At 67.4% G+C, this 10,705-nt stretch carries 13 protein-coding genes; 8 read left to right on the top strand and 5 right to left on the bottom strand.

All coding sequences use genetic code 11. The annotated features are described in order from the left end of the window. Positions 1-486 precede the first annotated feature (486 nt). Positions 487-1,254, top strand: a complete 768-nt coding sequence (locus tag ABIC70_RS25915; RefSeq protein WP_043380608.1) for a Crp/Fnr family transcriptional regulator — start codon at positions 487-489, stop codon at positions 1,252-1,254. A 14-nt stretch (positions 1,255-1,268) separates the two neighbouring features. Here ABIC70_RS25915 and ABIC70_RS25920 read toward each other — a convergent pair whose 3' ends face one another. Then, positions 1,269-2,117 carry a transglutaminase-like domain-containing protein gene (locus ABIC70_RS25920; protein ID WP_354441863.1) on the bottom strand — a complete coding sequence of 283 codons (849 nt, stop codon included), beginning with the start codon at positions 2,115-2,117 and terminating at the stop codon, positions 1,269-1,271. Between the two features lie 323 nt (positions 2,118-2,440). Here ABIC70_RS25920 and serA point away from each other — a divergent pair, with 323 nt between their 5' ends. Further along, positions 2,441-3,691 (top strand): phosphoglycerate dehydrogenase, encoded by a 1,251-nt coding sequence (gene serA / locus ABIC70_RS25925; protein WP_091955054.1) that lies wholly within the window; start codon positions 2,441-2,443, stop codon positions 3,689-3,691. 191 nt (positions 3,692-3,882) lie between these two features. Beyond that, positions 3,883-4,359, top strand: a complete 477-nt coding sequence (locus ABIC70_RS25930) for a hypothetical protein (protein WP_354441865.1) — start codon at positions 3,883-3,885, stop codon at positions 4,357-4,359. Positions 4,360-4,362: 3 nt separating this feature from the next. Here the strand turns inward: ABIC70_RS25930 and ABIC70_RS25935 are convergent, their stop codons facing one another. Beyond that, a complete protein-coding gene (locus tag ABIC70_RS25935) occupies positions 4,363-4,515 on the bottom strand; it encodes a hypothetical protein (RefSeq protein ID WP_164706381.1) in 153 nt (50 codons plus the stop codon). Between the two features lie 308 nt (positions 4,516-4,823). Between ABIC70_RS25935 and ABIC70_RS25940 the strand changes: the two genes are divergently transcribed. Together ABIC70_RS25940 and ABIC70_RS25945 are read left to right on the top strand one after the other, a co-directional pair. Next, positions 4,824-5,039, top strand: coding sequence for a hypothetical protein (locus ABIC70_RS25940; RefSeq protein ID WP_043351006.1), 216 nt, complete (start codon positions 4,824-4,826; stop codon positions 5,037-5,039). A gap of 364 nt (positions 5,040-5,403) precedes the next feature. After that, on the top strand, positions 5,404-5,928 hold the full coding sequence (locus ABIC70_RS25945; protein WP_354441867.1) for a hypothetical protein: 525 nt from the start codon (positions 5,404-5,406) through the stop codon (positions 5,926-5,928). Between the two features lie 52 nt (positions 5,929-5,980). Here the strand turns inward: ABIC70_RS25945 and ABIC70_RS25950 are convergent, their stop codons facing one another. The 3 genes from ABIC70_RS25950 to ABIC70_RS25960 all read right to left on the bottom strand — a co-directional run bounded on the left by ABIC70_RS25950 (position 5,981) and on the right by ABIC70_RS25960 (position 7,717). Continuing rightward, the gene (locus tag ABIC70_RS25950; protein WP_179696720.1) at positions 5,981-6,313 is read right to left on the bottom strand and encodes a hypothetical protein; all 333 of its coding nucleotides are present in this window, start codon (positions 6,311-6,313) and stop codon (positions 5,981-5,983) included. 336 nt (positions 6,314-6,649) lie between these two features. Next, the gene (locus ABIC70_RS25955; protein WP_043352726.1) at positions 6,650-7,228 is read right to left on the bottom strand and encodes an NADPH-dependent FMN reductase; all 579 of its coding nucleotides are present in this window, start codon (positions 7,226-7,228) and stop codon (positions 6,650-6,652) included. Between the two features lie 72 nt (positions 7,229-7,300). Continuing rightward, positions 7,301-7,717, bottom strand: coding sequence for a hypothetical protein (locus ABIC70_RS25960; protein WP_354441870.1), 417 nt, complete (start codon positions 7,715-7,717; stop codon positions 7,301-7,303). Positions 7,718-8,603: 886 nt separating this feature from the next. On the opposite strand from ABIC70_RS25960, the gene ABIC70_RS25965 reads away from it, so the two are divergent. From ABIC70_RS25965 to ABIC70_RS25975, 3 genes are read left to right on the top strand one after another with little or no spacing between them, the layout of a single operon-like run. Then, complete coding sequence (locus ABIC70_RS25965) at positions 8,604-8,774, top strand: hypothetical protein (RefSeq protein ID WP_187294369.1); 171 nt, start codon at positions 8,604-8,606, stop codon at positions 8,772-8,774. 24 nt (positions 8,775-8,798) lie between these two features. Further along, a complete protein-coding gene (locus tag ABIC70_RS25970; RefSeq protein ID WP_354441872.1) occupies positions 8,799-9,056 on the top strand; it encodes a hypothetical protein in 258 nt (85 codons plus the stop codon). Continuing rightward, complete coding sequence (locus ABIC70_RS25975) at positions 9,053-9,772, top strand: CatB-related O-acetyltransferase (protein WP_354441874.1); 720 nt, start codon at positions 9,053-9,055, stop codon at positions 9,770-9,772. Before ABIC70_RS25970 ends, ABIC70_RS25975 begins: the two co-directional genes overlap by 4 nt. Positions 9,773-10,705: the final 933 nt, after the last annotated feature.

Below are 10,705 nucleotides of genomic sequence, written 5' to 3' on the forward strand. Positions count from 1 at the left end.
GCGGCCTTCCCGGAGTCTTTCGGGAGAGGCGGCCGGTCCCGCGGGACCCGGCTTGCCGACGCGTCGATACGGATGACGAGGGCGGTCCAGCCGGAAACCTGGCGGGCGCACCGGAAAGACGGGCGCGCGAGAGGGGATCCGGGAGGACGCGGGTCCCTTACAACATCGGCCTTGCGACTTCAACCGATTAGGGTTTTAGCCTCGCCGGGCGTCGGATGGCCGCGGCGCAGGTGCGGTCTTGCCTGCGGTCTTGCCGCCGGCTGCGGATGTGGCAAGTCTGTCTGCCGCCGGACGCTTGCCCGGCGCATATCCGCCGGTCAGGAGAGCCCGCACCGGTCCGTCGGGCGCGGCCTGGTGTCTGTCCGGCGCATCCGGAGCGTTTTGAGGGAAGAAGCGTGCTGCGTCCTGATCTCGTCTCCCGTCGTGCCCCGCGTCTGCGGCACAGCGGCATCCCCCATGCCCCGCGAACCGAGGCCTGAACGCCCGATGCCGAACGGGTACAACGCCCCGATGGAGATGCTGGCGCGCAAGCTCGACAGCATCGCGCGGATTGCGGATGCCGACCGCGAGGCGCTCCTCGCGCTGCCCCACACCGTCCGGAACTTGCCCGCGCGCCACGACATCGTCCGGTTCGGCGACAGGCCGAACCAGAGCTGCCTCGTCCTTCAGGGCTGGGTCTATCGCTATTCCGCCCTGGCCGAGGGCGGACGCCAGATCCTGTCGTTCTACATCGCGGGCGACCTTCCGGACCTGCAGAGCCTCCATCTGCACCGGATGGATCACAACCTCGCCACGCTGACGTCCTGCGTCGTGGCGCTGGTCGCGCATGACGACCTGCGTGCGGTTCTCCTGAAGAATCCCGGTCTCGCCGCCACCCTCTGGCGCGACAGCCTGATCGACGCCGCGCATTACCGCGAGCGGATCACCAGCCTCGGGCGGCGGCAGGCGCTCGGTCGCGTCGCCCACATGTTCTGCGAGCTCTATCTCCGGCAGAAGGCGGTCGGGCTGACGCGCGGCCTGAGCTGTCCGCTGGCGCCCAAGCAGTCCGAACTCGCGGACTCCCTAGGCCTGACGAGCGTCCACCTGAACCGGGTTCTGCGGACGCTCCGGGGCCGCGGGCTCGTCACGCTGGGCGGCGGCATTCTGACCATCGAGAACTGGGACGCGCTCGCCGAAGTCGCCGAGTTCGACCCCACGTTCCTGCACCTCGCGAACAACGCAGCCCCTGCGCACCCGACCGTCGAGACCGTCTAGGGCGTGGGGCCGCCTCAGGCGGCCTGGGCCAGCGCATCCGGTGCGGCCGGCACTTCGTCGGTATGGACATCGAAGCGGATCAGCTGGGCGGCACCGAAGCTCGTGGTGAGGGCGCAGTCGGTGGCGTCGCGGCCGCGGGCCATGACGATGCGGCCGATCCGGGGCCGGTTGTGGCGGGCGTCGAACGTGTACCAGCGCGGCCCATCGGGCCCGTGGAGGTAGACCTCGAACCACGCGGAGAAGTCCATCGGCGCCGGATCCTTCGGCACGCCGATGTCGCCCAGATAGCCGGTGGCGTAGCGCGCCGGGATGTTCATGCACCGGCACAGGGTTATCGCCAGATGCGCGAAGTCCCGGCACACGCCGACGCGCTGCGTGTAGCCGTCGAAGGCGGTGCGGGTCGCGTCGGCCTGCTGGTAGTCGAAGCGCAGGCGATAATGGGCGAAATCGACGATGGCCTGGACGCGCGCCCAGCCCTCCGGCGTGGCGCCGAACAGCGACCAGGCCGTCTGCGAGAGCTTGTCTGTGTCGCAGTAGCGCGAGCCCAACAGGAAGGTCAGGACGTCGTCGGGCAAGTCCTGCACGGCGATCTGGCACGCGTCGGGCGCCTGGTCGTCCGGCCGGCCGCTGTCGGCGATCATGAAATCGGCCGTCATGGTGATCCGTCCACCCGGCGCGACGAGGCGCGTGCAGACATTGCCGAAGGCATCGACGTGCTGCCGGGCCGCCACCGGAGGATCGAAGGTGATCACCTCCGGGGTCACGAGGTCGCGCCTCAGCTCCGGGCGGACGTTGAGCAGCAGGTTCATCGGCGTCGGGCCGAACGTGTCGAACGCGATCGAGAAGCCGGTGCGGATATGCATCGTCGAGGACCGAATGGTAGGTCGCTGTCCGGCGCTGCCGGAGATCGAGCCGTTAACAGTACAGGGCCCTACAAGCCGCGAGGCGACCTCAAGTTCCGTCGGAGATGCCCGCCGGGCGTCGTCGACCTGCCCGAATATTCGGCACGGTTCGGCGCAGGCCGAGGCCGCGCGACCCCGCTGCGCGCCCTGAAGCGCTCCCCGGGCGGGGCTGCCCGGCGTCGCGCCATGTTGCAACGCACAGGGCGCCCTCGTATCCGGAGCCGCTTCGAACCCAAGGTCGTCCGGCCGCCGCCGGGGGGCCTGCTGCCAGACGATCCATGCCCATGACGCCCGACAAGCTTTCCCTGCCCAAGGACAAGATCCGGGTCTTGCTGCTGGAGGGCATCAACGACAGCGCCGTGGCACTGATGCGGGCCGCCGGCTACACCAACCTGACCCGGCTGCCGAAGGCGCTGGACCGGGAGGCCCTGCACGAGGCGCTCCAGGGCGTGCACATGGTGGGCATCCGCTCGCGGACGCAACTCGACGCGGCCGCCTTCGCGGCGTCGGACCGGCTCCTGGCGGTGGGCTGTTTCTCGGTCGGCACCAATCAGGTCGATCTGGAGGCCGCCCGGCATCGGGGCATTCCGGTCTTCAACGCCCCCTTCTCGAACACGCGCTCGGTGGCGGAGCTGACGATCGGCGAGATCGTGATGCTGCTGCGCCGGATCGTTCCGCGCTCGGTGGGCGCCCATGCCGGCCGCTGGGACAAGTCGGCGGCGGGCTCGCTGGAGGTGCGCGGCAAGACGCTGGGCATCGTCGGCTACGGCAACATCGGCACGCAGCTCTCCACGCTCGCCGAAGCCATGGGCATGCGGGTTCTGTATTACGACCACACCGACAAGCTGCGCCACGGCAACACCGAGCCGACCGAGACGCTGCACGAGCTTCTGGGCCAGAGCGACGTGGTCTCGCTGCACGTGCCCGAGACGGAGGCCACCGCCAACATGATCGGCGCGGCCGAGATCCGTGCGATGAAGCCCGGATCCTTCCTGATCAACAACGCCCGGGGCACCGTGGTCGATCTCGAGGCTCTGGCGGCGGCGCTGCGCGACGGCCACCTCAAGGGCGCCGCCGTCGACGTCTTCCCGGCGGAGCCCGGGTCCAACGCGGAGGCCTTCGTCAGCCCCCTCCAGGGACTCGAGAACGTGATCCTCACGCCGCATATCGGGGGATCGACCGAGGAGGCTCAGGAGCGCATCGGCTCCGAAGTGGCGCGCAAGCTCCTCGACTATTCCGATATCGGCTCGACGGTCGGCGCCGTGAACTTCCCGCAGGTGCAACTCCCGGCCCGCCCGACCGGAACGCGCTTCATCCACGTCCAGCGCAACCTGCCCGGCATGCTCGGACGCCTCAACGGCGTGTTCTCCCGCGGGCAGGTCAACATCGCCGCGCAGTTCTACCAGACCGACGGCGAGGTCGGGTACGTGGTGCTGGAGACCGACGCCACCGACGCGGATGCGGAGGCACTGCTCGCAGAGATCCGCGCCATCCCGGGCACGATCCGCGCCCGCCTGCTCTACGAGCGGCGCTAGCCGGGAGGACGCGCCTCGCGGGACCGGTGAGCCTGCGGGCTTTCAAGCGTGCGGTAATTTACGCGGCGCGCGTGAACGCGGCCGATCTTGCCGCGTTCGTCTTGCGCGGCCAAGCTGGCCGCTGTTCAAGTCGCAAGCGGCATGATCGACGGCCTCGACCGATCGAGCGCCCGGCCGGCGGAGGAATTGCGGTGACGAAGCGTGTAGCATGGGCATGGGCCGGACTCGTGCTCGGCATCGCCGGGACGGTCTCGGGCGTCTCCGGCGCGTCGGCGGATTGCCTGCGGCGGGTCTACAATCGATCGAACCTGGTCCTGGTCGCCCGCCAGGATGGCGGGCCGCCCGCCACGCTGTTGCCCGGTCGGTCGCTGCCGATGCGGCTGTCACGGCCGGGCCAGATCGACATCACGGGCTATTGCGGGATGTCGGGCGCGGGTGCGGGCCCGGTCGTCCAGCGGACCTTCGACTATGAGGCGGTCCTCGACCGCTGCTTCGTCCGGTTCGGGGGCGACCTGTTCGTGCCGCAACTGGGGCGCGGCTTCATCGGTCTTCAGGAGACGGCTCCCTTTACGGTGAACAACCCGCGGCAGGGCGACATCGTTCTCGGACCCGCAGTCGGATCCGCATGCCCGGTGCCCGGGCCGGCCGTTCTGAGCCGGCGCGGCTGAGCCTCAGAGGTAGTGCCGGAACACGACCCCCGTATCCGTGGAAGTGCCGGGTTGCGGGGGCGAGGCCGGCCCGATGAAGGGGCTTGCGAGGCGCAGGGCCACAAGGCCGAGGGCAGCCAGCGCCGGGGCGATCAGGCGGAACGGGCGAGCGAGCATGGACGCCTCCGTCGCGCCGCCGGTCTCGCCTGCAACGTGCATGCGGATCGGAGCGCATGTGAAGCATCGCACCTCACGGCCGAGCTGAACGTGCCGAAGCGCACACGGGGCGCGTCGAGACTGATCCCGGCGCGTCGGAGCCTGGCGCCCGGTGCGGTGACGGTCCGACGATTGCGTCCACCGGGTCGCTGGCGTGTACACCGATGCACTCCTATGCTGCCCGGTGTCGGGGGCCGCCGGGAGCCGCGCTGCCAGGGCCGCGGTGGCGCTCCCCGGGTGGAACCGACTGCGTGAACGAGGACGCGCGTATGCTGACCCAGACAGGCAACTCGATTCTCCGAGGCGATCTCGGCGTCGAGGAGACTATCGAGTCCGACAATATCGTCCGCTGGGACGGCGAGCGGCTCTATGTGGAGCAGGACGTCTATCACAACGGTCAGCTGGTCCACCGCAAGTACCGCCGCACCGTCACCGAGCCCGTCGCCCGCGTGCTGTGGGCGATCATCAATCGCGCCAAGCAGTGAGCGCCGGGGCAGGAGCGGATCGGATGCGTTCGATCGGGCGGCCTTCCTGACGCCTCCGCCCGTATCGCTGCAAAGTCGGGGGCCGCGGTCGAGCACCATCCGGCCGGGCCGATGGTTTCGTGCCTCGCATCCGAATGGGGAACGGGATTCGACGCCGTGCGCGGCGCGGCCGCTAGCGCCGCGCGGTGCCCAGGGTCTCTCAGGGGGGGGCGTATAATCCCATATCGCGGCCCCTGCGTTCCAAACAGTCTCTAGTTCTTGACGGGGCTGAAGCGACGCGCTCTTGCTGATTTCGTCCAGGGACAGTGGCTCTGGGTCGCGCCAGAGTTCTGCGCCCCTGCGAGTTAAGACTTTCGTCCGGTCCATGCTGGCAAGATCACTTCTCAACCGCTGGTCGATCTTCGCGTTCAATATGCTGATCGCGTTGCCGCTGACGCTCGCGCTTGTCGAGGTCGCGATCTTGCTCTGGGGCGCTGGATTTCAGCATCACGCCACGATTCACGAGGCCGGGCATCTGATCGAGGGGATGGGCGTGATCCTGATCGGTTGGGGCGTGGTGCTGGAAGAGCGCCCTGGCGTGAGACATCTCCTCGGCGGCCTTCCGACCGAGGATCCCGATCGCGAGGCGGCGATCGACGCGCTCTGCCACCATTGCGGACTCGCCCTGCTGGTGCTGGGGCTCGTCGCCGAGATCCTCGTGCAATGCGTCGAGGTCCCCGACCACATCATCAATACGGACCGGATCGAGCGTGTCGTCCTGACCGGCGGGGCCGTCTTCCTGGCGCTCGGCCTCGCCACGCTGGCGCGGCTCTCCGCCGGTCTCGCGGCGTTCCGCGCGCCAATTCCCTTGGACCCCGAAGGCTCCCTGCCTGAGGCGAAGCCGCGCTGAGAGCCCTGAGCCCGACGACCGGTCCGGCTCTCTGCGGGGGACGGCGCGGCTTCTAGGCTGCGACGGCAGCCTCCGGTTCGACGAGGGTGAGATGCGACGGTCGCAGCACGTCGAGGCGCTCGTGCGCGTTGTCGAAGGCGGCCCGGATCGTCGTGCTCGCGTCCTCGACGGCAACCAGGACAGCCAGTTTCTGGGCGCTGGCGCGGTCGGCGACGCTGCGGGCGGCCGCGATGAGCGACTGCTCCAGGCCGAGAAATTCCGCCTCGACATCCCGTCCCGCATCCCGCGCGGCCGATGCAAGACGGTCCAGTACGGCTTCCAGGGCGTGGCGCAGGACAAGCGTCCGCACGCGCTCCTGTAGGAGCGCCCTCTCGTCGATCTTCATCGGAATCGGTCCGCGTTGGGGAACACGGCCAAGCTCTCATACTTCGGCTCACCGTGCAGCCACCTTTTTGCAACAGAGCAATACTGTCTCGTGCGCCGGGCGCGCGGCGCGTTCACCGTTTCGTCGGGGAGATCATGCAAAGTTGTTCTGCAATCGTGTGTCGAGTATTTGCGCATCCAGAGAATCGAAAGCGCTGTCTCGATCACTTCATGGCGCAAAATTGCGTGCATCGAGGTGCGCTTGGCCGTTCGAATACCTCCGATGCACCGGGGGCGTTGTCTCCCGCGAGGGGGCGATGACACCGCCGCGACGGGGCTGGGGGCGGCCGGCTGCCGCTCAGTACGGCGTGCCGCGCTGGCGCCGGTCCCGCAGGGCCTCGGCGTGCCATTCGAGTTCGTCGAGGAAGCGGTTGGCCGCCGTCGTGATCCAGGGCTCGGCAGGAATGCCCTGGCTGTCGATGGCTTTCTGGAGCCGCGGGATCGGCAGGAGCGAGGGGATGCTGGACATGCCCATCTCGGCAAGCATCGCCCGCAATGCCATTGCCGCCCGGACGCCGCCGAACTGACCGGCCGAGTAGCAGCAGATGGCCGACGGCCGCCAGAAGTACTCTTCCAGGAAATGGTCGAGGGTGTTGGAGAGCGCGGGCGGGACGCCGTGATTGTACTCGGCCGTGACCACCAGGAAGGCGTCCGATCCGCGGAAGAGGTCGGCGAGGCGCTGCAGGGGCTCCGGCGCGGTGCCGGCCGGATATTCCTTGTACATCCGGTCGAGGAGCGGAAGCTTCAGCTCGGCGGGGTCCACCAGCGGGGCGGCGTGGCCGCGCGCCTCGAGTTGCGCGATCAGGAACTGCGCGGCGCGGTTGCCGATGCGGTCGGTGCGGACACTGCCGAGAATCACGGGGATGGTCAGGGGCATGGCGATCTCCGGTTCCCCCGATCATGCCAGAGGCCGGCGGACCACTCCAGACGCCAGGCGATCCCGGCCGGGTCAGGCCTGGGTGCTGCTGGTGAGTGCAGCCGCGATGCCCACCGGGCCGCCCGTCGCATAGGCGGCGATCGCCTTCGTCACCTGTTGCAGGAAGGATTGCAGGCCGTCGCCGCTGCCGGTCGCCGACGCGGCATCGGCGGTCGCCGTCGTACCGGTGGACGCACTTGTGGACGACGCGCCGTCCGTTGCGGCGCCGGTTGTCGCGGATGCACCGCTCTGCGTCGCGTCCGACGCCGGCCGATGGCCATGGTGGCCGCGACGGTGATGGACGGGCGCCGCGCCGTCCGCGGTCGGGCTCGATGACGTGCCGGTCGCGGAGGCTTCGTCGGCATTGGCGGTGGCGTCCGCCGGTGTGGTGACGCCGCTCTGAAGGCCCGTCTGGCTGAAGTCGGATTGCAGCTGCAGGAGCGACGCCATCAGATCGTTCGACAGGGTCGGTGTCGATGTGGTGCCGGTCGTCTGCCCGGTGCTTCCGGTAGCCTGGGTGGTGGTCGGATCCTGGCCCGCCGTGGTCGAGGCGCCGGCCTCGATCCGGGCCGTATTCGCCGCACGCGCCTGTCTCAGGGCGCTGACAAGATCCCGCTGGAGAGAACTGCCCGTAACCGCATTCGCCGACATGCTACGCCTCCGCGACCGCCTTCGGTTCGGGGAGGCACGGCGCATTCCAGAATTTTCCCAATGATTTCAGCGACGCTCCCGGGCCGGGGACCGGCAGGATCGGCCCAGCGGCAGATTCTGCCGATCCACCCCGCCGACCGGGGGGCGGCTCAGGTCGATGCGGCGCGGGGGCCTGTCCGTCGACGAAGACAAGCACGGCGATCTTGATCCGCTCTACGCCCGGCAGAGCCGGGGCGCCTCCTTCGGTCTCCGCCGCGGCCCGTCGACATTTCGGGTGCCGCTCCGGGTGAACGCGGCCGCCGACATGCGCGGCCGCCCCGAGACCGTCCGGTCGCGCTCGCGACCGGCATTTCGCCGTGAGCGCTGCGCGCGTCTCAGCCGTATCGACGACCGGGATCTTGGGCCGGCGCACGGACGGGCTGAAGCGGCTGCTGACGAAGGGGCCCCGAGATCCGGTCGCAAGAACGGATCGGCATCAGCGCTCAACGCCGTGCGATCCGAGAGGCGGGGCTGTGATGGGGGCTGATGGCTCCCCGAGCAGTTATCCGATTTGCCTGTGCCGGCAAAACGTTAGGCGCCGCACCTTAGTCGAATCCGGGGTTTGAATCGCTTGAGCTTTTTTCAGCGGCCGCCGCACCTCCGGCGCATCCTGGACCCCCTCCCCTGCCCGCGGTAGCCTCGCCTCATGAGCGCTGCCGACGATCCGATTCCCGAAGCGGTCGCAGCATTGGTCGCGGCCGGCTACATGGTCGAGCCTTTCGCCGAGGACCCCGCGCTCTGGCGGGTGAATGGCGAGGTGATGACCCGCTCAGAGCTTCTCAACGAGGCAACGCGAATGGGCCTCATGGACGGGTGAAGCCGCTGGCGCTAGCACTCGACCATGGCCACCAACCCTACCGTCTCCGAGCTGCGCAAGGCCGCCGAGATCACCGACCAGGAGATCGACGCCGCGGTTGACGCGTTGCTCGCGGAACTGGCTACCGGGTCGTACCCGCTGGCGAAGGGCTGGACCCTCGACCTCGTCGAGACGCTCCGCACAAACGCGCGCGCAGCCGAGGCGCTGACCACTGACAAGCCTGCTTGGAAGCGCAACATGGTTCGGACTGCGATCCTGCTGGCGCATCCGGTGAAGGGATGAGCGGCAGCGCTGAACCCTCTAAGCCAGAAAGCGTGCGCACCTTGATGACCCAGTCGCCGTTCTACCCGGTGCTCCAGAGCTTCATACGCCCGGACGCCGGTATCGATGTCGTCGGCAACGAGTACGAGTCTCACGTCCAGATTGTTTCTGGCACTGAAATCCAAGGTCGCTGCTTCATCGGCCGCGGAACATGGCTCAATAACGCGACTGTCTACCAGCGAACGCGCATAGGACGATACTGCTCGATGGCGCGCGGATCTGCACTGGGCGCACCAAGCCATCCGGTCTCGGGTCTCAGCACGGCCGTCTTGTTCCCGTCGATCTGCGAGTTGATGGGCGACTATGAGACTGAGATCGGCCACGACGTGTGGGTTGGCGCAAACGCCACCATCCTATCGAATGTTAGCATCGGCACCGGAGCCGTCATCGGCGCAGGAGCCGTCGTCACTAAGGATGTGCAACCCTATGCCATCATGATGGGCGTTCCTGCTCGCGAGGTCCGCCGCCGGTTCGACGAAGAGACCTGTCATGCGCTGCTGGTTAGCCGCTGGTGGGAAGTGCCGCATGAGCGACTCATCGACTTACCGATGGACGATGTGAGGGAGGCCCTCAAGCGGGTCACGGCTATGCGCAAGGCATCTGCCGACATCGAAAGCGCTGCGATCGAGCACCTAGAGGCGTGGTTGGGCGCGCCTGATGCCGAGCCGTCGGTATAACTGTCGTGTTGTTCCGGAACGAGCACTGGCAGATCGGCGGCCTGACGTTCCCGGACGCGGATCTCTGGCTGCTCGCCGCGAGTCGCGGAGTGGTCGAGGACGGCGACACGCGGTAGCCCGGCGCCATGCAGAAGGTGCCATCGCCTCAAGGCGCTCGGCCGCGCCACGACATTCGTCCGCGTGTGCTGGCCGCTCTCACGCCCGAGCCATCCACCGCCACCGAGATTGCAGAGCGCGCCGGGCTGCCCGGCCGGGAGCGGTCCATGCACGCCGCCCGCGCGCTAGCGCGAATGGAGGCAGACGGCTTGGCATTCAGCGAGACACGTCGAAACAGGACGGGATGGCGAATACGCTGATATTTTACGCTGTTCGCTTCGATGGATGGCCGCAATCAAGTGAACTCCAAATTGTACGGCATGATATCGGCTTGAGTGGTCATTGCTCTTAATTGGCAGGCGTACAATTAAGCTGCGTGTTATGTGTATGGCTAACCGTGCCGGTATCTCTTATTGCGACAATGATGTTGTGCGAGTCTGGGTATAATGTAAAATCGTGATCTAGGATGATTATAGGCCCGCCATGAAGGACGAATTCGCAATGACCATGACACTGACGAACAGGTTCCTTGCCTGAATTTGCGACCATCGCTCCTTGACCAATTCCCTGTGGCTTGCACGTGAGGGTCGCGCCGATGGCGTTTAATCCAGAGAGCGACAGGATCAACAACGACACCAGCATTCGCATGTTTAGTGACCTTCTAAAATGATTCGTGATCTGGATTGATATCGTAACGTAGCGAACGCTTCAATGAAATCCAAGATTTAGACATCATGAAATTGCCCTAGGGTGTGAACCGAACCAAGGCGTTGCAGGGTTTGTCGTTTTGTGATTCCAGGCGGCCGTTTTGCGGCCTGGAGGTAGCGATGGCGGACC

Origin of the sequence: Methylobacterium sp. 1973 (assembly GCF_040545035.1) — a bacterium.
Lineage (GTDB): Bacteria > Pseudomonadota > Alphaproteobacteria > Rhizobiales > Beijerinckiaceae > Methylobacterium > Methylobacterium fujisawaense.